Origin of the sequence: Chryseobacterium sp. JM1, from assembly GCF_000737715.1 — a bacterium.
Lineage (GTDB): Bacteria > Bacteroidota > Bacteroidia > Flavobacteriales > Weeksellaceae > Chryseobacterium.
In genome coordinates this window covers 38793-63677 of the sequence record NZ_JPRN01000015.1, presented here as the reverse complement: position 1 = coordinate 63677, position 24885 = coordinate 38793, and the positions used below count along the sequence as shown (strand labels likewise).

26 protein-coding genes are annotated in these 24885 nt (G+C 39.4%); 10 read left to right on the top strand and 16 right to left on the bottom strand.

Going from position 1 to position 24885, the window contains the following annotated elements:
* The gene (locus IW22_RS20010; RefSeq protein ID WP_034730295.1) at positions 1-2451 is read left to right on the top strand and encodes a ligase-associated DNA damage response DEXH box helicase; all 2451 of its coding nucleotides are present in this window, start codon (positions 1-3) and stop codon (positions 2449-2451) included.
* A gap of 185 nt (positions 2452-2636) precedes the next feature.
* Positions 2637-3281, top strand: a complete 645-nt coding sequence (pdeM, locus tag IW22_RS20005) for a ligase-associated DNA damage response endonuclease PdeM (protein ID WP_034730294.1) — start codon at positions 2637-2639, stop codon at positions 3279-3281.
* A 223-nt stretch (positions 3282-3504) separates the two neighbouring features.
* Here pdeM and IW22_RS20000 read toward each other — a convergent pair whose 3' ends face one another.
* A complete protein-coding gene (locus tag IW22_RS20000) occupies positions 3505-4725 on the bottom strand; it encodes an MFS transporter (protein ID WP_051891318.1) in 1221 nt (406 codons plus the stop codon).
* A 153-nt stretch (positions 4726-4878) separates the two neighbouring features.
* Here IW22_RS20000 and IW22_RS19995 point away from each other — a divergent pair, with 153 nt between their 5' ends.
* The 4 genes from IW22_RS19995 (at position 4879) to IW22_RS19980 (ending at position 6652) form a co-directional block, all read left to right on the top strand.
* The gene (locus tag IW22_RS19995) at positions 4879-5469 is read left to right on the top strand and encodes a TetR/AcrR family transcriptional regulator (protein ID WP_034730293.1); all 591 of its coding nucleotides are present in this window, start codon (positions 4879-4881) and stop codon (positions 5467-5469) included.
* A 69-nt stretch (positions 5470-5538) separates the two neighbouring features.
* Complete coding sequence (locus IW22_RS19990) at positions 5539-5997, top strand: hypothetical protein (protein WP_034730292.1); 459 nt, start codon at positions 5539-5541, stop codon at positions 5995-5997.
* A gap of 2 nt (positions 5998-5999) precedes the next feature.
* Positions 6000-6302: a DUF3817 domain-containing protein gene (locus IW22_RS19985; RefSeq protein WP_034730291.1), complete on the top strand. Its 303-nt coding sequence runs from the start codon at positions 6000-6002 to the stop codon at positions 6300-6302.
* On the top strand, positions 6299-6652 hold the full coding sequence (locus IW22_RS19980) for a rhodanese-like domain-containing protein (protein ID WP_034730290.1): 354 nt from the start codon (positions 6299-6301) through the stop codon (positions 6650-6652). Before IW22_RS19985 ends, IW22_RS19980 begins: the two co-directional genes overlap by 4 nt.
* Before the next feature lie 165 nt (positions 6653-6817).
* Here IW22_RS19980 and IW22_RS19975 read toward each other — a convergent pair whose 3' ends face one another.
* From IW22_RS19975 to IW22_RS19965, 3 genes are all read right to left on the bottom strand, one after another.
* Positions 6818-7774 carry a nitrilase family protein gene (locus IW22_RS19975; RefSeq protein WP_034730289.1) on the bottom strand — a complete coding sequence of 319 codons (957 nt, stop codon included), beginning with the start codon at positions 7772-7774 and terminating at the stop codon, positions 6818-6820.
* Between the two features lie 62 nt (positions 7775-7836).
* Entirely contained in the window at positions 7837-8637 is an 801-nt protein-coding gene (locus tag IW22_RS19970; protein ID WP_034730287.1) for a helix-turn-helix domain-containing protein, read from the bottom strand.
* Between the two features lie 2 nt (positions 8638-8639).
* Positions 8640-9878, bottom strand: coding sequence for a Na+/H+ antiporter (locus IW22_RS19965; protein WP_034730285.1), 1239 nt, complete (start codon positions 9876-9878; stop codon positions 8640-8642).
* Positions 9879-10149: 271 nt separating this feature from the next.
* On the opposite strand from IW22_RS19965, the gene IW22_RS19960 reads away from it, so the two are divergent.
* A complete protein-coding gene (locus IW22_RS19960; protein WP_034730281.1) occupies positions 10150-10656 on the top strand; it encodes a pyridoxamine 5'-phosphate oxidase family protein in 507 nt (168 codons plus the stop codon).
* 130 nt (positions 10657-10786) lie between these two features.
* Here the strand turns inward: IW22_RS19960 and IW22_RS19955 are convergent, their stop codons facing one another.
* On the bottom strand, positions 10787-11671 hold the full coding sequence (locus tag IW22_RS19955; protein ID WP_034730278.1) for a dihydrodipicolinate synthase family protein: 885 nt from the start codon (positions 11669-11671) through the stop codon (positions 10787-10789).
* A gap of 201 nt (positions 11672-11872) precedes the next feature.
* Positions 11873-12328 carry a cupin domain-containing protein gene (locus IW22_RS19950; protein ID WP_034730275.1) on the bottom strand — a complete coding sequence of 152 codons (456 nt, stop codon included), beginning with the start codon at positions 12326-12328 and terminating at the stop codon, positions 11873-11875.
* Positions 12329-12429: 101 nt separating this feature from the next.
* On the opposite strand from IW22_RS19950, the gene IW22_RS19945 reads away from it, so the two are divergent.
* Positions 12430-13875 carry a PLP-dependent aminotransferase family protein gene (locus IW22_RS19945; protein WP_034730272.1) on the top strand — a complete coding sequence of 482 codons (1446 nt, stop codon included), beginning with the start codon at positions 12430-12432 and terminating at the stop codon, positions 13873-13875.
* Between the two features lie 212 nt (positions 13876-14087).
* On the opposite strand, the gene IW22_RS19940 is transcribed toward IW22_RS19945, so the two are convergent.
* Entirely contained in the window at positions 14088-15233 is a 1146-nt protein-coding gene (locus IW22_RS19940; protein WP_034730269.1) for an NAD(P)H:quinone oxidoreductase, read from the bottom strand.
* A 68-nt stretch (positions 15234-15301) separates the two neighbouring features.
* Here IW22_RS19940 and IW22_RS19935 point away from each other — a divergent pair, with 68 nt between their 5' ends.
* On the top strand, positions 15302-16108 hold the full coding sequence (locus IW22_RS19935) for an AraC family transcriptional regulator (protein WP_034730266.1): 807 nt from the start codon (positions 15302-15304) through the stop codon (positions 16106-16108).
* On the opposite strand, the gene IW22_RS19930 is transcribed toward IW22_RS19935, so the two are convergent.
* From IW22_RS19930 to IW22_RS19890, 9 genes are all read right to left on the bottom strand, one after another.
* Positions 16105-16785 (bottom strand): DUF6766 family protein, encoded by a 681-nt coding sequence (locus IW22_RS19930; protein ID WP_228384079.1) that lies wholly within the window; start codon positions 16783-16785, stop codon positions 16105-16107. The two genes, IW22_RS19935 and IW22_RS19930, sit on opposite strands and share 4 nt — an antisense overlap.
* A gap of 61 nt (positions 16786-16846) precedes the next feature.
* Positions 16847-17347: a CinA family protein gene (locus tag IW22_RS19925; RefSeq protein WP_034730260.1), complete on the bottom strand. Its 501-nt coding sequence runs from the start codon at positions 17345-17347 to the stop codon at positions 16847-16849.
* Between the two features lie 39 nt (positions 17348-17386).
* Complete coding sequence (locus tag IW22_RS19920; protein ID WP_034730257.1) at positions 17387-19522, bottom strand: catalase; 2136 nt, start codon at positions 19520-19522, stop codon at positions 17387-17389.
* A gap of 55 nt (positions 19523-19577) precedes the next feature.
* Positions 19578-19964: a hypothetical protein gene (locus IW22_RS19915; RefSeq protein ID WP_034730254.1), complete on the bottom strand. Its 387-nt coding sequence runs from the start codon at positions 19962-19964 to the stop codon at positions 19578-19580.
* A 14-nt stretch (positions 19965-19978) separates the two neighbouring features.
* Positions 19979-20281, bottom strand: a complete 303-nt coding sequence (locus tag IW22_RS19910) for a hypothetical protein (RefSeq protein WP_034730251.1) — start codon at positions 20279-20281, stop codon at positions 19979-19981.
* A gap of 319 nt (positions 20282-20600) precedes the next feature.
* Positions 20601-21215, bottom strand: coding sequence for a Crp/Fnr family transcriptional regulator (locus IW22_RS19905; RefSeq protein ID WP_228384078.1), 615 nt, complete (start codon positions 21213-21215; stop codon positions 20601-20603).
* A gap of 61 nt (positions 21216-21276) precedes the next feature.
* A complete protein-coding gene (locus IW22_RS19900; RefSeq protein ID WP_034730246.1) occupies positions 21277-21873 on the bottom strand; it encodes a Crp/Fnr family transcriptional regulator in 597 nt (198 codons plus the stop codon).
* Between the two features lie 317 nt (positions 21874-22190).
* Positions 22191-22403 (bottom strand): hypothetical protein, encoded by a 213-nt coding sequence (locus IW22_RS19895; RefSeq protein WP_034730243.1) that lies wholly within the window; start codon positions 22401-22403, stop codon positions 22191-22193.
* An 86-nt stretch (positions 22404-22489) separates the two neighbouring features.
* Complete coding sequence (locus IW22_RS19890; protein WP_117616596.1) at positions 22490-23377, bottom strand: DMT family transporter; 888 nt, start codon at positions 23375-23377, stop codon at positions 22490-22492.
* Positions 23378-23470: 93 nt separating this feature from the next.
* On the opposite strand from IW22_RS19890, the gene IW22_RS19885 reads away from it, so the two are divergent.
* A complete protein-coding gene (locus IW22_RS19885; protein WP_034730237.1) occupies positions 23471-24883 on the top strand; it encodes a PLP-dependent aminotransferase family protein in 1413 nt (470 codons plus the stop codon).
* Positions 24884-24885 lie beyond the last annotated feature (2 nt).

The window sequence follows — 24885 nt, the reverse complement described above, 5'->3', positions numbered from 1 at the left end:
TTGAAAGCATTTGAAAATAGCGACGGATTCAAAGTCATTCAGCAATGGATGGCTGATAAAGGCATTTCCCCTTTCAAATTTCAGATCGACACCTGGCAGAAATTCGGCAGCGGATACAGCGGAATGGTGGTGGCACCTACAGGATTCGGAAAGACATTTTCAGTTTTTCTGGCGCTGGTTTCAGACTTTATGAATCATCCTGAGCATTACAAGAAAGGATTGAAAATGATTTGGATCACTCCCCTGCGTTCCCTGTCCAAAGATATTGCAAAAGCGATGCAGGAAGCTATGGATGAAATTGGCCTCGACTGGACCGTTGGCGTAAGAAACGGAGATACAGACCAGAAAGTAAGGCAACAGCAGATCAGGAATATGCCTGAAATCCTCGTTGTCACTCCTGAAAGTCTTCATCTGCTTTTAGGCCAGAAAAACCACACAAGATTTTTTCAGGAATTGAAATGTGTCGCTGTTGATGAATGGCATGAACTGTTAGGTTCAAAACGCGGTGTCATGGTCGAACTGGCCATTTCTCAGCTAAGAAAATATGTTCCAAAAGTGAAAATATGGGGAATCACAGCTACCATAGGAAATCTGGATGAAGCAATGGATGTTTTAATTCCCTACGACATCAAAAAGACAAAGATTACCGCTAAAGAACATAAGAAAATAGACATCCTTCCGGTTATTCCGGATGAACTGGATATTCTGCCGTGGGCCGGACATTTGGGGGCCAAATTAGCCGATAAAATCGTTCCCATTATTTTGGATTCAAAATCTACGATCGTTTTTACCAATACCCGGAGTCAAAGTGAAATGTGGTATCAGCTTTTGCTCGATGCCTATCCTGATTTTGCAGGCCAGATCGCGATTCACCACAGTTCCATTGATGCCCATCTAAGGATCTGGATCGAAGAAAATTTAAGTGCCGGAAAATTGAAAGCTGTCGTTTCCACTTCTTCTTTAGATCTTGGAATTGATTTTAAACCTGTTGACACTGTGATTCAAATCGGTTCTGCTAAAGGAGTTGCCAGATTTTTACAGCGTGCCGGGCGAAGTGGCCACTCCCCTTTTGAAACCTCCAAAATCTACTGCGTTCCTACCCATTCTCTCGAACTGATCGAAGTGGCTGCTTTGAAAGAAGCCGTGAAACAGAAGGTAATCGAGCCTCGTGAACCCCAGGTTTTGTGTTTTGATGTATTGGTTCAGTTTCTGATGACCTTGGCGGTCGGTGACGGATTTTATCCCGAAGAAACCTTTGAAAGAATCAAAAAAGTATTTGCTTTTCAGGAAATGACCGGTGAAGAGTGGAAAAGTATCCTGGATTTTCTGACCATTGGTGGAAGTGTTTTAAAAAGCTATGAAGAATTCCATAAGATCGTCATCATGGAAGACGGTTTGTATAAAGTCACTTCACGAAAAATTGCCATGCTCCACCGAATGAATATGGGCGTTATCGTAAGTGATGCCATGCTGAAAGTGAAATTTATTTCCGGTGGTTATATCGGAATGGTGGAAGAATATTTTATCTCAAAACTAAAAAAAGAAGAAAAATTTATTCTGGCCGGACGAACCCTTGAAGTTGCGATGATCAAGGATATGACTGTCTACGTTCGCGCTGCAAAAGGAAAGGCAATAGCTCCAAGCTATCTGGGTGGAAGACTGCCTTTGAGTTCTAATTTAGGCCACTTTTTAAGAGAAAAGCTATCCCACGCCTTAAACCCGAAAGCTTCAGAAAAGGAACTGAAATTTTTGCATCCGTTATTGGCCAGTCAGGAAAAAAATTCACACATTCCCAAAGAGGATGAATTTCTCGTTGAACTCATCAAAAACCGAGAAGGTTACCATCTTTTCATGTATCCTTTCGAAGGACGTTTGGTTCATGAAGTAATGGCTGCATTGATCGCTTACCGTATTTCAAAGCTTGCCCCGATTTCTTTTTCCATGGCTATGAATGACTATGGTTTTGAACTTTTCAGCGACAAGGAAATACCTCTGAACGAAGATAATTTAAACCAAATTCTAACCCGCGAAAACCTCATGAATGATGTCATCGCCAGTATCAATTCCGCAGAAATGGCAAGAAGGAAATTCCGCGACATAGCTGTGATTTCCGGAATGGTGATTCAGAATTACGCAGGAAAACAACGCTCGAATAAGTCATTGCAAAGTTCAGCGGGACTTATTTTTAAAGTTCTGGAAGATTATGATCCGAATCATTTCCTTGTCAGACAAGCCTACACCGAAGTTTTCAATATGCAGCTTCAGGAACCGCGGCTGGTAGAAGCTTTTAAAAGAATTGAAAAATCAAAAATCATTTTAAAATATTCCCATACCTTTACTCCACTGAGCTTCCCTATCAAAGTAGACAGTCTAAGGCAGACGCTTTCGAGTGAAAGTCTGGATACGAGAATCAAACGGATGGTGGAACAGGCGAGGAAAAGAGGGTTTTAATTTTAGAGTTTTAGAGTTTTAGAGTTTTAGAGTTTTAGAGTTTTAGAGTTTTAGAGTTCAAAGTTATAAATTATGAGTGATGAGTTTGTTGCGAGATTCGGGCTCTATGTCACAATATAACACTTCTCTTTATCATCTTTCAGGTTCATTAATACATTTTACATCAATACATTTTACAAAAAAAATTGAATATCGCAGTTAAAAATATCACCGTCAACAATGAAGTTTTCACCCTGACCAATCAGCGCGCTGCATTTTGGAAAAAGGAGAAAGCATTGATTTTATCAGATCTTCACATTGGAAAAACCGCCCATTTCAGGAAAAACGGAATTGCTCTGGCCAACCATATCATGAAAAGTGATCTGGAAAGACTTTCTTTTCTGATTGAATATTTTCAGCCGGAAAAATTCATTGTCGTTGGGGATCTGCTTCATGCCGGAGATAACTCGGATGTGGATGAATTCTGCAGTTGGAGAAACCAGTATCCGAATCTTCAGTTTTATCTGATTAAAGGAAATCATGACCGTTTATCGGCTTCGTTGGAAAAGAAATTATGTTTAAATTTTAAATCCGAAATTCTAACCATCGAAGGCTTTACTTTTATCCATGATTTTGACAAAACATTGCCGGAATTTCAGATTACAGGGCACATTCATCCGGGTTTTGTCCTTAATTCTGCCGTAAAGAACATCAGACTTCCATGCTATGTTCAGACGGATAAACAGTTACTGCTTCCCGCATTCAGTGAATTCACAGGACTGGATACCAAAAACATCCCTAAAGGAGGGAAATTTTTCGTATTTACAGATTCTGAGATTCATGAAATATAAGCTTCTAAATATCCATTCAATAGAGATGGGCTTCAGCCCATCTGACCAAGGAAAAACATTTAACGACTTTAGCCAAAACCTGAAAATATAGAATTTATTTCATTTTGATTTCTCGCTGATCTGGCGAATAAAGCAGATTTTAATTTCTGATTAAGGCTGAATACATAAAATAAAAAGACTGCCCAATAGCGGACAGTCCTTGAAAATATAAAAACTGGAAAAATTATTTTTGATTTTTACTTAAACGGATACTGTAAAGTGTGATCAGCACAGTCGCTACTAAAAATAAAGCTCCGATCCACGGTGTACTGGCCAACCCCAATGAAGATGTTACAATAAGACCTCCGGTATAAGATCCAATCGCGATTCCTATATTGAATGCTGCAATATTGATCCCCGACGCTACATCTTCAGTTCCCGGAAGTTCTTTTTCTGCAATCTGCACCACCAAAAGCTGAAGTCCCGGTACAGATGCAAACGATAATCCACCTAAAAGAAACAGGGTAATAATACTTAAGATCTGATTACCTGCTGTGAAATAAAAGGCCAGCAATACCACTCCCTGCGCAGCAAACATCCAGAGAAGTGCCTGTAAAGGATTTTTATTCGCCGTTTTCCCACCTAAAAGATTTCCTAACGCAATTGCAATTCCGTAAATCAGAAGGATAAAAGTTACTGTAGATTCCTGAAACCCTGTGATCTCTTGTAAGATCGGAGATAAGTAGGTAAATACCACAAATGTTCCTCCATATCCCATGGCTGTCATTAAAAAGGCAAAGATCATACGTCTGTTTCCAAATACTTTGGGAAGACTTTTTAAAGAGGCCGTCTGGTCGCTTTTAAGGTTTTTCGGCACCAAAAGCATACTCGCTATTAAACCTATGATTCCAAGAATAGAAACTCCTATGAAAGTGGCTCTCCATCCGAAATGCTGTCCTATAAAAGTTCCCAGTGGAACTCCGGTGACAATCGCAAGGGTAAGACCGGCAAACATGATTGAAATTGCTGTTGCCCTCTTCTCCTCAGGAACCAGTGATGCCGCAATGGTTGAGCCGATGGAGAAATAAACCCCGTGAGCAAATCCGGTCAGAATCCTGGCCATAACTAATGTGATGAACCCTGGAGCAATAGAAGCCAGTCCATTCCCGATCACGAATAAAAGCATGATGGATACGAGTAATGCTTTTCTTGGAATTTTTCCCGTTAATGCAGTCAGTATCGGAGCACCTATTGCTACTCCAATGGCATAGAGACTTACCAAAAGCCCTGCTGACGGAATGCTGATCCCCAGATCTCCTGCTACCGTAGGAAGAAGTCCCACAATCACGAATTCTGTAGTTCCAATTCCAAATGCACTGATGGTTAGTGCCCACAAGGCTGCCGGAAGACCTTTGCTTTTGATGGCAGGTTCCGTTTTGATCTGTATTTCTTTTTGATAATTCATTGCGTTAAAATTTTGTTGAGTTTTGACAGGACAAATTTCCGACGAATTATCGTATTATAAAAATAAGTTAAATTCTAGCAAACTATCAGAATAGTGATAGTTTGTTTTTTTGAACAAAAATTCCGTTCCTTTGCAATAAAGCCAGTTATCCTAATGAAAAAATCGGAAGCCACCCGTATGAATATCCTCCAGAAAGCCTTTGAACTGATCTATGTGAAAGGATATAAAACCACCAGCGTTGATGAGATCATTGCCACTACACAGGTGACAAAAGGGGCCTTTTATTATCATTTTAAAACGAAAGACGAAATGGGACTGGCTATCATCAATGAACTTCTTAAAACCAACTTCAAAAGCACTTTTATTGAGCCTCTCGACAACACGGATCATCCATTAGAAAGTATTTATCAGCTGGTCTACGGGATCTTAATGGAAAATGATCTTCTAAAGGTTGAATATGGATGCCCTACTTCCAATTTAACCCAGGAAATGGCTCCCTGGCATATGGATTTCACCAAAGCACTGAACGAGCTTGCAGAACGTTGGGAAAATGCAATGATCACCTGTATCGAAAACGGAAAGAAAGAAGGTTCCGTAAAAGAACATGTAGACGCCAAAGAAGTTGCGATTTTTGTGATGTCCGGGTATTGGGGTGTAAGAAATTTAGGAAAACTGGAGAATTCAAAATCTGTGTATCTTATTTATTTAAAAGGACTTAAGAATTATTTTCAATCATTGGAATAATTTTTCTCCAAAAAACATACTAGTTAGTATGTTTTTATTCTATCTTTGGTGCGTTCAAAAAAGTTATCCATGTACCAGACCCTTACCTTTTTGCACTCCACATTCCGGTGGATCGTTTTATTAAGTCTTGTTTATGCCTTATGGCGAGCCTATAGAGGATATTTTCATCATAAAACATTTACCAAAACAGATGACTCAGTCAGACACTGGACGGCAACGATTGCTCATATCCAGCTGATATTAGGGATTATTCTCTATGTTAAAAGTCCAATCGTTAAGTATTTCTGGAAGAATTTCAGTGAAGCCAAAGAATCTCTGGACCTGCTTTTCTTCGGACTGATTCACATTTCCCTTATGATTACCGCTATTGTACTGATTACGATTGGTTCCGCATTAGCCAAAAGAAAACCTACAGACCGGAAAAAATTCAAAACGATGCTTATATGGTTCACAGTGGCCCTTGCTGTTATTTTTATAGCGATTCCTTGGCCGTTTTCTCCTTTTGTTAACAGACCTTATTTCAGATAATTATGATACATTTATTAAAAACAAAAATCGGACGCCTGAGAATTCTGGCTATTCTGGAGGGAATCTCTCTGCTGACCCTCGTATTCGTTGCCGTTCCCATGAAATACTGGCTTGGAAACCCTGCGCTTGTTAAGATGATGGGGCCGATCCACGGAACTTTATTTCTTCTCTTCCTGTTTAATACGTTAAGTGTAGGTGTTGAGCAGCACTGGAAATTTAAGGAAACCACCTGGAAAGTGATTCTGGCATGTTTTATTCCTTTCGGGACTTTTTATATTGACAGCAAAATTCTAAGTAAACTATGAAAACGATACTGATATTTTGCGGAGCAGCACTTACCATCTATGTCTTATACCGGGTTTACAAATATCAGACTTTAGATGATGGCCTGGATCAATTGATAAAAAAAGGAGCTGTCATTCTTGATGTAAGAACCGAAAAAGAATATGAAATGGGACATATTGAAGGCTCAGTAAATATTTCTTTGGGAACCATCAGAGAAAGATATGTTGAACTGGATCGTGAAAAAACGTATATCACAGTATGCTCCCACGGACTTCGAAGCGTAAAAGCTGAAAATATTTTAAAAGAAAGAGGATTTAAGCATGTGCATAATGGTGGTGCCTGGACTGATCTTCAGGGATTGATAAAGTAAGGAAGACTAAAGAGGGAGGATGGAAGTTATTGAGGTCTTAAAACAACTACATTTCTATTTTATTAAATTTTTCATTTGGTAAAATATTCTAAGACAGTTTCGGGGAATACCTTTGTCAAGATTTAAAACCTTGACAAAAATATCTTCCCTCTTCCAGCTTCCCAACTAAACAGCACTATCCTTCATCCAAACCACTTTCTGCTCAGAATGATGTTCCATACCAAAGATGTCACGATACAGTTCCGGCCTTCTTGCCTTTACATATCTGCTTCCGCCGGCCTGAGTAAGCTTTTCAGGAGTAAAAACAGCAGTTTCAAAACTGTCATCGAACGAACGGCATTCCGCAATGATATCTCCAAAAGGATCAATAATCATTGAACATCCGTTTTTCAGCTGATCATCATCCATCCCGATCGGATTGGAGAAAACAGCATAAATTCCGTTGTCATAAGCTCTGGCGGGCAGCCATTTCATCAGCCAGTCACGCCCTTTCATTCCGTCAAATTCCAGACGAAGCGATGTAGGATCAGCTACTCTATTTTTCCATAATTCAGGATCTATAAAACCGGCTCCCGGCCTTGTGGAAGGTGTACACATCGTCACATGCGGCATAAAAATAATATCTGCCCCTAAAAGCCTCGTAGCTCTTACATTTTCAACGATATTGTTGTCATAGCAGATCAGGATTCCACATGTCCAGCCATGAATCTCAAAAACACAATACTCGTTTCCGGGCGTCAGATGTGGATTGATAAATGGATGAAGTTTTCTGTATTTGGCTTTCAGTCCGGTTTTATCTACGCAAACGTAGGCTTTGAAAATATGATCATTTTCGTCTTTTTCGAATAACCCTGCCAAAACAGTAATATCATGCTCTGTCGCGATTTGCTGCAATCTTTGAATGCTTTTCCCATCAGGAATGAATTCTGCAACATCCAGAAGCTGGTCTTTGGTTAAATTTCGGGCAAAAGTGTAGCCTGTAATTGAACATTCATGAAAAACAATGACCTGTGAGCCTTTTGAAGCGGCTTCTGCAGCTAATTTTTCTATGACGGATAGATTGTATTCTTTGTCACCGCTTTTATTTTCGAACTGTGCGGTTGAAACTTTAAGATTGTCCATTCTTTTTTTTCTGCAAAGCTAACAGGCACAAACATCCAAAGATTGTACAAAACCGACATTGGCTAGGTAAACGGAATTTCGATAAAATTGACAGCCAGTTTATTTTCTGTTTTCAGATACTGACCGGGTGTCAATCCGATTGTATTTTTAAATTCCCTGATCAGGTGGGATTGGTCTGAATATCCCGCTTCGTAGGAAAGACTGGCGATGCTGTTCTGATCTGTGCTGTTTTTCATCAGACTTAAAAAATGATGAAGACGGATAATGGTACTGTATTTTTTTGGGGATATGCCGATATTTTCATCAAACTTTCTTTCAATATGGCGCTCAGAATATCCAGTGAAGTGCTCCAGTTCTTTCAGAGATAAAGCTCCCTTGTTTTGAAGCATATATTGCTGAACCTTCATGAGCCATGAGTCCGGATTGTTTTTTGTTGAGATCAGCTTCATGAAATAGGTATTCAGGGCCGCTATTATGGATTGCGGATCTTCTTTATTATCCAGCTTTTCCTGAAATGGCAGCAACTGATCTTTTAAAATATCCGAAGCCGAAACGATTTCATTTTTAATGTCTTTAGCAGCCACATCAAACAGCAGATTGAAAAAATAAGGCTGAAAAACGACTGCCAATAAGGAAAATTGACCTTTTGTACTCAAATCTTTATACTTTGTAGGCTGTCCATAAAAAAAGGATAAAGGCAGATTGCTATCCTGCCCGTCGCGCATATTCATATCCGCAGAGATGATTAAGCCTGTATTTCCATCAGCAAATAAGCGCAGATTTTTAGTCATATCTTCCGGATTTTCTAAGAAGATATAGTGTTTGATGTAGTTGGCCAACTGTTTCGGAGGAGAAATCTGCATGATTATAATTTAAGTTTTTTTATAATCCACGGTAAGGTAAGTCCCTGTCCTAAAAGCGAGATCAGCACAACCGCTATGGATAAAAAGACAATTTCACTGCGTAATGGAAAAGGCTCGCCGTCATTTAATGTGGCCGGAAGACCCAGCGCAATGGCTAATGAAACAATTCCACGCATTCCCGACCAGGTAATGATAAAACTTGTTTTAGAGTCAAATAAAGCTTCTTCACTGATTTTTCTTTTTCCCTGAAAGGCTTTCTGAAGATTAAGCTGTTGTAAATAAACCCTTGCCATTCTGATCAGTAAAGTCACCAGTACAATAATGACAGCATATCCGGCATAAGTCCAGACTTGGATATGAGCCATTTTTCTAAGAATAATCGGAAACTCAAGACCGATTAATAGAAATATCAGCCCATTCAGAAGGAAAATAATGATGTCCCAGAAGTTTCTGGACTGCTCTTTTACGTGATCAGGAAATTTATTTCTGCTCAGTTTAGACATTCCCAAACCGAGTACAACCACCGCAATCACGCCTGATACTCCGAAATGTTCTGCAATAAGATAAGTAACGAAGGGCATGAGAAGAATCAAGCTGTTCACCACCATGGCATCTTTACGAAAGAAACCGATGGTAAGAGCCAATGCTTTAAAAATAACCCAACCCACTAAAAGACCGCCTCCCAAAACGACAAAAAACTCCAGTGAGGCTTTCCACGTAACAAAGGTAATTCCGGTGACTGCCGCTACTGCAAAACGATATGCAACCAAAGCTGAAGCGTCATTGATCAGGCTTTCTCCTTCCAGAATCGTCATGGTTCTGTGAGACAGGCCTAATCCTTTTGTGACCCCAACGGCAGCTACAGCATCCGTAGCGGACAGAATAGAACCCAATACAAAAGCCAATGGCCAGGTCATTCCCGGAATTAAATAATACGAAATAACTGCAATTCCGGCTGTCGTTAAAAACACCAGCCCGATAGCTAATGTGCCGATGGTATTGATATTGGTTTTAAACTGCTGAAAAGAAATATTAAAGGCCGCATCATACAAAAGCGGTGGCAGAAACAGCAGCATAATAATCTCGGGATTGATCTCAATTTCAGGCATTGCAGGAACAAAACCGATCATAATGCCGACAATTAAAAGCAGCATTGGTACCGGGATCTTTATTTTACCCGCCAAACCGGATATCCCGATCATTAATGCCATGATCACTAAAATGACCGCGTAGTTTTCCATCAGATTTTATCGTATTGAAATGGTTAGAATTCCTTTTTGAAAGAGGTTCTACCAACAAAAATAATTATTTCTGACGAGCACAAGTCTTTTTTTAGTCTTAAATCTATACTGATCTTCATTCAAATCATTTTGTGAACAATAGTAAAACTGAGATTTTTAATGGCTGTTTTTTACAGTAATATCCTTTTTGGTTAGATTTTTGAACTAAACAAGGTAACAAATGCTGTATTGCATTTCTATTCTAAAATTCCAATCACTAAAATATAATATTATGTCAACAAAAAATTTAACCCACCTCGAGGCCATTAAAAAGATCCAGGAACTGTCTGAAAAGGCAAGAATATGTATGTTCTGTACCGAACTCGGAACCACACCTGTGAATTCCCGGCCTATGACGCTTCAGGAAACGGATGATAGCGGAAATCTATGGTTCATCAGCAGTGCAACCAGCAATAAGAATTTTGAGATCAAAGATGACCGGAACGTACAGCTTTTCTTTATGAACAACAGCGATTCTCAATATCTGTCGGTTTATGGACAGGCTTCTGTTTATAAGGACAAAGCTACGATTGAAGAAAAATGGTCGCCAATGGCCAAGGCTTGGTTTGACGGAAAAGATGATCCGGATGTGAGCATCATTCGTGTAGAACCCAAAGAAACGTATTACTGGGATACCAAAGCAGGGAAATTAGTCAGTCTGTTCAGTTTTGTAGCTTCAGCTCTGACTGGGATTAAAACCAATAACTCCGACGGTGTAGAAGGAAATGCTGTCGTATAAAATAAAGTTGGCTGAGGAAATCCTCAGCCAACTTTTCTACAACATAAATATTAAACTGACATCAAAAAACTGGTGGCTTCGAGAGCCTTAGCCGCCATTTTTTTTATTTTTTCACATCCCTTGAAATTGATTAATTGACAAGGGTTTTAATGATACTTCTAAGTTCTTCCGTTTCTTTTTCGGACAGAGGTTTCAGCGGGCTTCTTAAGCTTCCACCTTCTTCTCCTAAAATATTCAGACCAGCTTTCACAGCCCTTGGAAGGCCTTTATTCACGATGAATTTTAAAAGATCAAACTGTTTGTAGAAAACTTCCTGTGCTTTCTCCATATTTCCTTCTTCAATAGCTTTATACAAACCAACATTAAGTTCAGGAATCAGGTTGGGTGCCGCAGTACACCAGCCTCTTGCTCCGGCAGTAAATGCAGCCAGCGCCAATGGATTGGATCCGTTGTAGAAGGCAGTTTCCTCGCCCAGTTCTTTTCTCAGATAATGCATTCTCTGAATATCTCCAGTACTTTCTTTGATCATGGTAACATTGGAAATCTCCAAAAGCCTTTTCAAAAGTGTCGGAGACATATCTACTCCACTCGTTGCCGGATTGTTATACGCCATGATAGGAATTGAAATCTTACTGGCCACAGCATCATAATGGGCTACGATCTCGTCATCTGTCAGCTTCCAGTAGCTCATGGGAATGATCATCACAGCATCAGCACCAGCTTTTTCTGCAAACTGAGCATGATGAACAGTCTTTTCTGTGGTAAGATTTGACACCCCTACCAATGTGGGTACTCTTCCTTTAGTCTGCTGTATAGAGGCTTCTGTGATTGCTTCTTTTTCTTCATCAGACAGGTAGGGCATTACTCCTGTACTTCCTAGCGGAGCAATTCCGTGGCTTCCTGAAACGATGAGTCTTTCTACAAGTTTTTTAAAAAGAGGAATATCTACTTTCTCATTCTGGTCAAAAGGCGTAATGGGATAAGCAATGATGCCTTTGAATGGAACATTTTTCATGTTTTATTTTTTTAAATTAAATGATAACTGACGATAAAGATTAGGGATTAGGGATTAGGGAAAATTCTTTATTTCCTATTTAAAAAGTGTTTGGTTGGATATGAATGAAGCCGATCAAAGCATTCTTCTGAATCTTAAATTGAATCCACCTAACCCCTAAATCTTATCCTTAGACTTAATCTTGATCTTAACCTTCGAATTCTAAAGGTCTCTTCCTTCTTCTTCTCTCAGTGCAACGCCTAAGTTCTGAAGCTGTGGAGCATTTTCGCAGGCTAAATACTTTGCAGATTCTGTATCGCTAAGATTCTGGTGTTTATGCCAAGCCCAAGAAGGAATATAAACTGCGTCTCCTGCTTCCCAATGTACTCTCTCGTCCTCTACTTCTGTCCATCCTTTTCCTTCGATTACATACAGTACCGTTTCATAGGTATGACGGTGTCTGTTGGTCTGCTGTCCCGGAGTTAATCCACCAATCGTCATACTTACATTTTTACTTGGAAGGTCTACAAAGAAAACCGGGTGCTTTCTTTCTGTTGAAAATTGGTTGTGCTCCCCTGCATTTTCTACATTTTTATGAATCAAATGGCTGGGTTTTACGTACTTTGGTCTTGCAAATGTTTCGTGAAAGTCTTTTGAACTGAAATCTTTTTTGTCCATGATGTTTTAAATTTTAATTGTTTGTGCGTTATTGCATGACAAAATTACCTTATCTTTGGACTGTTTAAATGATTCAGTTTTTACATAAATAGGTAGTCCAGATGCTTCGTCCTTGGAAATTAGAACTTGAAATAAATAAAGAGCTTGAAAAAGCCGTGTATCTGCAGATCGCGGATATCATCATTGCGGACATACGTTCCGGAAGGCTCAATGCCGGGGATGCGCTTCCCGGAAGCCGAAACCTTGCTTTGATGCTGAAGATCAACAGAAATACAGTGGTAGAAGCCTATCAGGTGCTCATCAATGAAGAATGGGTGATCTCCAAAGAAAGAAAAGGAATCTTCGTATCTGACAAACTTCCGGTTTTACAGGAAAGGCAAAGCATAAGGGATCCTGAGGCTGAAGAGGCTTCGTTCGCTTTAAGCAAGCCTATGATCAATTTTGATGATGGGCATCCCGACAGTAAAATAGCCCCGGTAACAGAACTCGCCCGCGCCTACCGCCAGATCTTTAACAGGAAAGCAAAATGGCAGATGATGGGTTACAGCAGTGAACACGGAGATATTGAATTCCGGAAAACCATTTCCCAGATGCTGAATCACCAGCGGGGAATGCATATCAATGAAAATGAAGTTTCAATCACGAGGGGAAGCCAGATGGCGATGTTTCTGACTGCTCAATGCCTGTTAAAACCCGGAGATCAGGTTATTGTAGAAAATCCAGGGTACAAACCCGCATGGAAAGCCTTTGAATATGCCGGAGCAGAACTTCTTCCGGCAGCAGTAGATGAGGAAGGGATTGTTACTAAAGACATAGAAAAGCTTTTAACAGAGAATAAAAATGTAAAAGCAATTTATATTACGCCTCACAGACAATATCCTACAACGGTTACTTTAAGTTTAGCACGAAGACTGGAATTAATTGAATTATCCAACAAACATGGAATGACTGTTATTGAAGATGATTATGACAATGAGTTCCATTTTGGGTACCGGCCTATCCTTCCGGTGTCCAGCTTTGATGAACTCAACAGCTATGTCTACGTGGGTACATTGAGTAAAGTAGTGGCTCCTGCCCTGCGGATCGGTTATCTGGCATCCAAAGATCCTAATTTGATTCAAAAAATAGGAGACTTGAGGAAGATTATTGACGTTCAGGGTGATGTGATTATGGAACAGGCCGTATTGCAACTCATTAAGGAGGGCACTGTGAAAAAGCATATTAAAAAAGCCACCGTCCATTACAGAAATAAAAGGGATCTGGTGAACAGTCTTTTAGAAAAGCATTTGAAAGATGTCGCCGATTTTACCCTTCCCGAAGGAGGTCTAGCCTTCTGGATCGTTCCGAAAGAAAATCTGGATTGGGATGCTGTAACAGCTTCACTGCTTGAAAAAAGCATCAATATCATTCATCCGAAGCAATACAGTTCTGATCATATTATCAATGGATTCAGACTTAGTTATGGATCTCTTTCCGAAGAACAGTTGGAGGATAGTATAAAAATCATTTCTAAGGTTCTGAAATTTCATATCGGCCGGGTAAAATAATTTTATGTTTTCAGGCTTTTGCTAAAGCCGTTGTAAAACGTTTTTTATTATTTAAACGAGCTAAAGCCCATCCCTATTGAATATTCAGAAGGTAATCAGAAATAAAAAAATCTGCTCTATTTGCCAGATCAGCGAGAGATCAAATGAAATTTTCAGTCCATTTTTTCCGCATATAAGCAAATAAAGAAGATTTATATAGGTTTATAAGTGATTTACTCCACTTCAAAAATAGCCTGAATCTCCACAGAAGAATTTACAGGAATAGAGGAAGCTCCCAAGGTAGCTCTCGCATGTTTTCCTTTTTCTCCCAGGATTTCTACCGTCAGGTCTGAAGCTGTATTCATCAGGTCTGCATGCTTTGTATAATCATCTTTTGTATTGAAAATCCCTGTAAGTTGCACACATTGTTTTACTTTATTAAGATCACCGCCTACCGCTTCTTTTAAAACGGCTATAACGTTCAGCATCGTAGCTTTTGTAGCTTCTTTAACCTGCTGTTCATTAACGTCAACCCCTAATTTTCCAGGGTTTAAAATTTTCCCGTCTTTTAAAGCCACCTGATTGATAAACACCAGATTTCCTGCACGCACATAAGGCTTATAATTTCCCGCCGGTTGTGGAACTTTTGGAAGGGTAATGTTTTTCTGTTTCAAAAGAGCGTTGATATCTTCGGATTTTTCTACAGCGGCAACTGCTGTCAGTTTTTTACTGAATGTTCCTTTCAAAGCTAAAGCTGTTTTAGCAAAATTACTTCCCTGAAGTTCTGCCAGCGCGCGTTCATCTTTTGTTGGTCTTTCCACATCTTTCAGTGAGGCCATGCTTGTTACGCCTAGAACCGTATTGCCCTGAGGAATCGCTTTATTGATACTTTCCGTTCCTCTGATTCCATTGGAAACCAATACCATTCCATGAACGGCTAACGTATTCCAGAATGCATTAAGAGCCAGTTCTTTTCCTGCACCACTTCCTGCAGACATAAAAACCGTTGCAGGCATTCCTTCCAGCGCATGATTGGTCCATAAATTAACCGTCTTCGATAAAAATTCACTCATCCCTGTACTGATATTCCCAAAATAAACGGGTGATCCAAAAGCAATTCCATCGTAAGAAGGCAGTTCTTCTACGGATGCTATGGGAATATTTTTCAGTTTTGAGTTTTGTGATTCTTTGACTTGCTTAATGACCGCCGTAGCATTTTTACTGCTTTCGATTCCGGTTGCTATTTCTTTAGCCAATTCATAGGTCCCTCCATTATCTGAATGAATGAGGACCAGTATTTTAGCTTTGTTTTCCTGTGCCATGATTGTGGTGATTTTTAATAATAAAATTAATACAAAAACCGTACTTAGTTTTTTCATTTTTAATAGATAAATAATTACCATACAAAATTAGTATTGTCGTTTTTATTAACTTTGCCAAAAATTCTATGCAGAACGACATCATAAAATGTGGTTTAACGGAACAGACCGACAGCCGATTTGTAGATACCATCGGAAAAGAAGCGTATGTCTGGTGTGAAAAAGGCTGGAAACATGATGATCATGAACATGCCCATCACCGGGCCCAACTTACCTTTGTAGAAGAAGGTTACCAGTATTTCCATATCGATCAGAAGATTTATCTTGTGCCTCAGTATCATGTGATTTGGGTTCCTTCAGGGAAAGCTCACAGAATCTCTTCAGAAGCAAAAACGGTCAATCTGATGGTTTTTTTATTTAAAACTGTTTTTGAGGATGATTTCTATCGGAATGTTCATGTTTTTGCAGTCCCTCCTGTTTTGAAGGAAATGCTTTTGTATGCTTCCAAGTGGAATCAACTGATAGAAGAAGATGAGGAACAGGATCTGTTTTTTAAAGCGATTTTAAAAAGTCTTCCCAATTTCTGCAGAGAAAGCAGTTATCTTGAAATTCCCGTTCCGTCTGATGCAAGGCTTATTCCCGTCTGTACATATATCAATTCCAATTTTAAATACAACCTGAACGCTGATGAACTGGCAGAAAAGGCACAAATGTCTGTCCGAAGCCTCCAAAGAATATTTAAGAATGAAACCGGAATTACCCTTCAGAAATACCATCAGCTTGTAAGAATTCTGAAAAGTATTGAGCTTATCGACACCGGAAACTTTACATTAAGCCAGATCGCTTACAAAGTGGGTTACCAGAGTTTATCAGCGTTTACCTCTTCTTATTATGCCATTATGAAATCTAAACCTAAAGTAAAAAAAGTAAGTTAAGGCGTTTCATCATGTGCCATATCTACCGGCTTAGATTCAGGAGATCCTTTTTCACGAAGCCAGATAGAGAGAATAACAATAGAGAAAACCGCCAGAAATTCACTCTGCCAGTTCTGAAAAGATTCAAACCAAAACCGGGAGTCTGATATATAGTGCATAGCGGAAACCGTGGGTTCATGTTTTACCATCTGTTCTTCATTATAGTCTTTGAGACTGCCATAAAAGTGCATTCCAAAACTTGCCAGAAACAAAAGGGCAAATGCTAAGGATAAGGAATGTTTGTATAGAGCAAGCCACATTCCGCCTTTCTTAACGGGCCACGGAGCTTTTGCATGAGGGTGCGGTTCTTTGTCCACGTCTTCTTTTTCCTCCAGAGATTTTGATTCACTGGAACCTTTTTGTCTTAAAGAAACAGTCAGGACAATATACAGCATCATCTGGAGGAATTCGCTTTCCCAATTCTCAAACGTGGCCTGTATAAAATGTCCGCTGTGAATATAGTCACCCAGACTGAGCATAGAACTTCCCTGTTCTGCCAGTTCTTTATTCAGCGTTTTCCATCCTGTAAAAAACTGCCCCAACAGACAGATAAGCATCAATCCAAGAACAACAATACTTAAACTGTTACGGTAAAAGAAACCTTTTTTGGACATGGTAATGAACTTAAAGTTTAACATTAAATTCAGTATATAGATCTCTGAATTTTTGAGACTGATCTGCTTTACTTTCTTAATGAAATTATTTTAAAATCAACAGCTGATTGATCTCACTTTTAAAACAACCTAAAATAAACTCCGTATAATACATCTGGGCATTCAAAGCCTGTGTTTTGGGATGCAATTCCAGTTTTTTAGTGAGAATAACCTCTCCTTTATATGAAAATGAGAAATACGCGAAAATTTTGTATAATGATTTTCTGATCGGAGTACAATATCCCGTAGTCGCAATGGACCAGTCGGAATTAAAGAGTTTAGCGACATTCAGAGCCATCGTTTTGGCAACATTCTCTGATACACAGTCGCAGTCCTGGGCTTCTTCTTTATCTACCTGAAGCAGTTCTACTTTCTGAGGCAGCGTATAAGTGGTCATCCCTCCTTTGAAAAATAAAGAAGCATTGGGCATCTGTGAAAAAGCCAGCTGAAGGCATCCTGAAGTAACACTTTCTGCGACCGAGATGGTTTCACCTGCGGTCAGAAGCGACTGGCTGATATATTCTAAAAGATTTTTTTGAAATTCCATAATTTTAAATATTTAGTGATGTGAAGGTGTCTGTTGTATCTACGCGTTTCTTTCCGGTTCAAGATCCCAAACCCTGTGTTTGGAAACAGCTTTGATAAACTGCTGATCGGAATTGTTATCTTTCCAGATCACAACTGCCGGATCTTCATGTTTTTTCTGGGCTATATTGCTATTGTTATAAAGTTGTTCCGTCTCTGCTCCAAAATAGACGGCTTTACAGTGTTTATAAGCTTCATTGATGAATTGCAGCACATGATGTTTGTTCTCAGGAGCCATAAGTTCTTTCGTTGATTTTTCTCCGGCACCGATGTATAAGGCATCAAAGCATACACTGGCAATACTGGTAAGTGAATGTTTCGGCGTAAGGGATGATCCATCTTTGGTTTTAACGGGAGCGACACTTGGGGCAACAAGCTCTACTTTTGCTCCTTCCGATTCAAGTCTTGATTGTAAATCATTGAGTGCATTCCCGTCCGTCCCATTGGCTATGATGAAACCTATCTTCCTGCTTTTAATGGTATCTTTTACCGTATCTTTCATACTCAGCGCATCAGAAATCTTAGTTTTAGGCTCTTTTTCTTCGCTCTGAAGTTCAGCTGCATTTGTGTCTGCCGGTATACTTTGGTTCGGTTCTTTCAGTTTTTTAACTTTCACACCTACTTTATCCGCTACTTTCTGAGCCAGATTTTTATCAATAAAAGCAAGCTGTCCTACCATTCTTTCACGGATCTCCGGAATCGTTACTTTTGAAAGTTCAAAAATAAGAGCATTCTGAAGGTGAGTCTGTTCAGGAGCCGACTGGCTGTTGTAAAATAATTTGGCCTGTGAATAATGATCCACAAAACTCTCACTTCTTCTTCTGACCTTTTCACCGGAAACCCTTTCTTCCTGAGAAACAAATCCTCCTTCAGACATCATCGCCTGATAAGGACATCCTCCTCCGATTGAATTGGGTTCATAGCTTACTTTTCCTTTTACAATCTGCTGTCTCATATGCCCGTCACGCTGATTATTGTGAACGGTATTCACAGATCTGTTGATCGGGATCTCATGGAAATTAGGTGATCCCAATCTCGATAACTGGGTATCGGTATAGGAAAACAGTCTTCCCTGAAGTAGAGGGTCATTGGTAAAATCTATGCCGGGAACCAGGTGTCCCGGATGAAAAGCTACCTGCTCGGTTTCAGCAAAAAAGTTGTCTGGATTTCTGTTCAGCGTTAAAGTTCCAAAAATTTCTACAGGAACTTCTTCTTCAGGAATTAATTTGGTAGGATCCAGAAGATCAAAATCAAATAGATGTTCGTCTTCTTCCGGAATCAGCTGTACACCGAAATCCCATTCCGGAAAAGCCCCGTTTTCAATGGCTTCCCATAAATCCCTTTTATGAAAATCAGGATCCACTCCGGATATTCTCTGAGCCTCGTCCCAGGCTACAGAATGCACTCCCAGTTTCGGTTTAAAATGAAACTTAACGAAATGTACTTTACCTTCTTCATTAATGAATTTAAAAGAATGTACCCCGAAACCTTCCATCATCCTCAAACTCCTTGGAATGGCTCTGTCACTCATTACCCACATGATCATGTGCATGCTTTCGGGCATCAGCGAAATAAAGTCCCAGAAGGTGTCATGCGCAGAAGCTGCCTGCGGTATCTCATTATCAGGTTCCGGTTTTACGGCATGGATAAGATCAGGAAATTTCATGGCATCCTGTATAAAAAAGACAGGTACATTATTACCTACAAGGTCATAATTTCCTTCTTCCGTATAAAATTTAATCGCAAAGCCTCTTACATCTCTGGCCAGATCGGTACTTCCTTTACTTCCGGCTACTGTTGAGAATCTTACAAAAACAGGAGTTTCGTCACCTACATTATTCAAAAATTTGGCTTTGGTATACGCTTTAAGACTTTTGTTAAGCTTAAAGACCCCGTGAGCTCCTGAACCTCTTGCATGAACTACTCTTTCAGGAATTCTTTCATGGTCAAAATGGGTGATTTTTTCCCTCAAAATGAAATCTTCCAGCAGTGTGGGACCTCTGTCTCCGGCTTTTAATGAGTCCTGGTTGTTGTTAATCCTGAGTCCCTGATCGGTAGTCAGTTTTTCATTTTCATTAGAGGTACTGTGTGTATTCAGCTGGTCTAACTTTTTATTCTTTTGTGTGTCGTTTTTCATATCAATTTTTTGGGTGGTGTGAAGGGTAAAAAGTCAAACAGTATGGATGAGATATTTATTCCGGCCCTATCCTGTCTTTTTCTAAAGTATTCAGGAGTCTGTTCAGGCATTCTTCTTCTTTTAATACTTTGTAATATGCTGTTTTGGCATATAAAGTAAAAGACGAATTTTCAATTTTAATTTCTGTATCCACTGGTGTTGGAGATACTGTTTTTTCGCCGTGGTATTCACGGATATTCAGGATATACTCTTTGATATAAGTGTCGATCACATTTTTCAGAATATCGCACTTGGCATTGTTTTTTATCTTTTCCAATGATTTGATCAGAAAAGCAGTGACTCCGTAGGAATTGATAACGCTAGGGAATAAAGATTCATTCTCCAGCATATTGTTTTTATCATTCAGCCCGGAATGTTTCAAAGTGTCGTTTTCAAATATCATATGCTCATCGGTTATTAGTTATCAGAAATTTTTAAATATTTCTCAAAATAATGAAGGTCCTCTTTGTCTTTGATCGAAAGATAGAACATGATCTGTTCCGGTTCTTTCAGTCCTATACTGCTGAAACTGTCAAAATGAGCAATCAGCGCCTGAATATTTTCAATCTCAATGTCTTTTAAAATAACAAACAGCAGAAAAATATTATCCTTAATCTCTTTCGCATATACAGCCGCTCCGTCCTCAAACCAGCTTCCTTTATGGGGAACTTTGATGAAGTCTTTGTGCTTCAGGGTTTTTACTATTTTCTGACAGTCCATATCTGAGTATCGTGGTTTATTGGGTTTTCAGATCAACTTATACAGTTTATTCTGAACCAACTTTCTTATTTCAATTCAACCTTTCAGGACAGTGGTCGTCAAAATCTCCAGTATGCTCAACTGAATTTTTATGAGTTAATATGGAATGATGTTTGCAACCCCGCAACGGTTTGGAATCTGATCATCTCACCCGGAAAGCCTTAGCTTTCATGCTGCCCTTACTGAGGTCTTAAGAATTGTATCGAAACTTGATATTTCAAATATACGCTGAAATAATTCACTTTTTTATGACCTTGATCATAATCATAATGGATTCCTATTAATAAACAATTTTCCTGTTTTCAATCGTAATATTTCCTTCCTTTTCCATCTTTTTTAATGCTCTGATTACTGTTTCTACCCGAAGTCCTACCAGATTGGCGATCTGCTGTCTGGTCAGTTCTATCTGAAAACAACTTCCGCAACTATCATCATGATAACTTTTAAGGTAGTCCAGAAGTCCCTTTAGCCTTGAAATGGGGTTCAGTGACGCCATACTCTGCAACATAATCGCTTTAAAATAAAGCCTTTGAGATAAGCACGCATTCATTTCCAAAGACAGATGGGGATGCTTTTTGATCAGGTCCAAAAAACGGTCCTTCGGCACCCTTACAATTTCTGCAGGACTGATACACACTGCATTGGTCGGATAAAATTTATCCACGAAAAGCAATGAATCCCCAAAACTCTGTTTTCCTCCAAAAATGTTGTGGATAAACTCTTTCCCCTCCTCATCATAATTATTGAGTTTCACTTTTCCTTCTTTAATCTGGAAATAATAAAGAGCATGGTCTCCTTCTCTGTATATAAGTTCCCCTTTTTTATATGGTTTCACTTCTCCTCCCGATGAATATAACAGCTCTTCGTCAATATTCATGCAGCTTATTGTTTTCATACGTATCTCTTTAAAATATTTTCAATAAAAAATAGGGAATTTTATTATTGAAACCGCTTTTTTAATATAATATTTTTCGATCTTTAATCTGAACAATTTTATTTTTTTCCATATGTTTGATCGTTCTTATCGCTGTTTCTACCCTTAATCCTGTAAGACTGGCCATTTGCTGCCTTGTTAATGGAACCATGTAGGAATAAGGACTTTCGTCTTCATGAAAGCTTTTAAGATAATCCATGAGCCCCTTAAGTCTTGTCTCAGGATTCTGGGAAGATATATTCTGCATCATGATGAATTTATAATAAAGCCGCTGTGACAAAAAGCTGCTGATCTCGAGGCACAGTTTGGCAGAGGAGTTTAATAAATTAAAAAAAGCAGACTTATGAAGCCTTAAAACCGTACATTCCGTAAGCGCCTGAGCATTCATGGGATAAGGCTTGTCTATAAAAAGAATAGATTCTCCACAACTCTGCCCTTCCGAAAGAATGTTCTGTATAAACTCCTTTCCTTCTTCATTGTAATTGTTCAGTTTCACCTCTCCGTGGGTGATCTGATAATAATAAATTGGGCTTTCTCCCTCGTTGAACAGATAGTCCGAGGGTTTATAATGTCTGATTTCCGCCCCCGCTGAATGTAAAATATTTTCGTCGATAACCATGATAGTTTTTATTTAAGTTTTCTACAATCCTTCTCAATCTTTTCTTAGTAAAAATTTCATTGGGAACTTGGTTCTGTAAAGCACATGCAAATATTGAACCTTATCGATTAAACAAAACGTTAAATAAAGTTAAAATAATTAATAAAATTTATTATAATTAAATTATTGTTTGAATTTTTAACACTAATTTCATTCATAAATTAAAATATCAACAAAAATAAAATTACAACACAAGAAATCGCTCCTCACAGCCAGCCGGAGGATATTAAACCCCGCTTTAATACAAAAACGGGCTTTAAAAATTTATGACGGTAAAATTATTTCTTAATCACTTTTGCAGTGTCCATTTTTTTGGCAGCAGCAGTGTCTTTCATATGTAAAGTATCGGAAGGCATAGGAGCAGCAAGTGTATCAGCAGGCATGGTATCAATAACCACACTGTCTGATTTAGTGGAAGTGTCCACTTTAGTTTCTTTTTTGCAGCTCATTACGGTGAAGCCCAAAGACACAAGTAAAATAGTGTATTTCATAATTATTATATTTTGCAGTTGTGCCCAAATATAATTCAATTCTAAAATGTCATTTTATGATCAGAATCATAATGTTTTATTTTTGATTATTTCACAAACTTTTTGGTTCCTGCAACACATAAGATAACACCAATGGTAACCACCACCATTCCTATGCTTACCTGCTCATGAAGGAAGTATGCAGCAAGGCCCAATCCAAAGAAAGGCTGTAACAGCTGCAGCTGTCCTACCGTGGCAATACCACCCTGCGCCAGGCCTTTGTACCAGAATATAAACCCAATGAACATACTGAAAAGTGAAATATAAGCCATTCCAAACCAGCCCTGAAAACTTACCGTTTCAATATTTTCGGGGAAATAGATGAAAAATAAAGGAATCATCAATGGTAAAGCCAACACCAGCGCCCAGGAAATCACCTGCCAGCCGCCTAATGTTTTGGAAAGCTTTGCCCCTTCTGCGTAGCCCATTCCACATAAAATAACAGCCAGCAACATCAGAACATCGCCCACAGGTGAAGCTGAAATTCCCTGCGAAACCGCATATCCGATCACTAAAAGACTTCCCACAACCGAAAAGAACCAAAATATAGGATGCGGCCGCTCGCCACCACGCAAAACTCCGAATACAGCAGTTGCCAATGGAAGCATTCCCAGAAATACGATAGAATGTGCCGAAGTAAGATACTGAAGTGCCAATGCAGAAAGAAGCGGAAAACCTACCACACAACCGATGGAAACAAGCAACAAAGGAATCAGCTGCTTCTTTTCAGGACGTTTTTCTTTACCGATCCATAAAACCATCAAAGCCAATATCCCTGCAACAGCTGCACGGACTATCGTTACAAAAATCGGGCTCATTTCCATGACCGCTAATTTGGTTGCCGGCAGACCACCACTAAACAGGACTACCCCAATAAAACCGTTGATCCATCCGTTTAAGCTTTCGTCTTTAACTACTATTTTATCTGTCATCATTGTACTATTTATTTAATACGTCAAAATTAGAAAGATGAAATAAATAAACACAGTCTCAGTTTTGTATATTTGCATGAGCACAGTTACAAAAATATGAACAGAGAATTTATATACAATGAGATCGCAGACGGAATAGCTTCCCAGATCAGGAATGGCGTATTGAAAGCCGGAGACAAGCTTCCTTCGGTAAGAATGATGTGTCAGGAACATCAGGTAAGCATGAATACAGCCAAACGTGTGTTCTTGGAACTGGAATCCCAGTCGCTGATAGAATCCAAACCGCAGTCCGGTTATTTTGTCAGCAGATTAATGTCTGTCAAGCTGCCTCTTTCCGAAGTGAGCCGCCCATCGCTGATGGCCAATAATAATGAGCCGGACGAACTCATCAGCAAGGTTTATGAGAATATGGGTAAAAAAGGAATCACTTTTTTCTCTATCGGAATTCCTTCAGGAGACCTTCTGCCACAGGCTAAATTAAAGAAAGAGATCATCAATGCCACCCGTGAATTAAAAGATGGCGGAACGGAATATGAGGAGCTTCAGGGAAATTTAAAGCTCCGGAGAATGATTGCTGTCCGGTCCCTTCAATGGGGCGGAAACCTCAGTGAAAATGATCTCGTGACCACCAACGGCGGGATGAATGCTCTCTCCTTCTGCCTTATGGCTTTGGGGAAACCCGGAGATACGATAGCTATTGAAAGCCCTTGTTATCCGGGAATTCTTCAGCTAGCCAACGGTCTAGGTTTAAACGTCCTTGAACTTCCAACGCACCCGACCACAGGTATTGAAATTGAAGCGTTGAGAAAAGTAATTCCCAAAATCAATCTGTGTTTATTAATCCCGAATTTCAATTCACCACTGGGAAGCTGTATGCCGGATGAAAATAAAAAAGAAATCGTAAGACTTTTGTCAGAAAATAATATTCCCCTGATTGAGGATGATGTGTATGGTGACCTATATTTTGGCTCTACCCGTCCGAAATGCTGTAAATCTTTTGATAAGGATGGAAATGTTCTGTATTGCAGCTCGATTTCAAAGACATTGGCTCCCGGATACCGCGTCGGATGGATTGCTCCCGGCCGTTATAAAGACAAGATCATGAAACTTAAACTGCTCCATTCTACTTCTTCTATTTCGATTGTGAATGAAGCGGTTGCCAATTTTCTCAAATCAGGACGTTATGAGAAGCACCTCCATCAAATGAGAAAGGCCGTTCAGAGTAATTATCAGAATTACGTACAGACCATCGCCGATTATTTCCCTGAAGGTACAAAAACCAGCCGTCCACAGGGAGGTCTGTCTCTCTGGATAGAATTTGACAAAAAAATCCGGACCACTGAGCTGTATGATCTGGCGATTAAACAAAACATCAGTATTGCACCCGGCAGAATGTTTACCCTCCAGGATCAGTTTGAAAACTGCATGCGTCTCTGCATCGGACTTCCATGGACGGAAGAAACAAAGCTCTGTCTGCAGAAGGTCGGAAATCTTGCGAAAAAGATCTGATA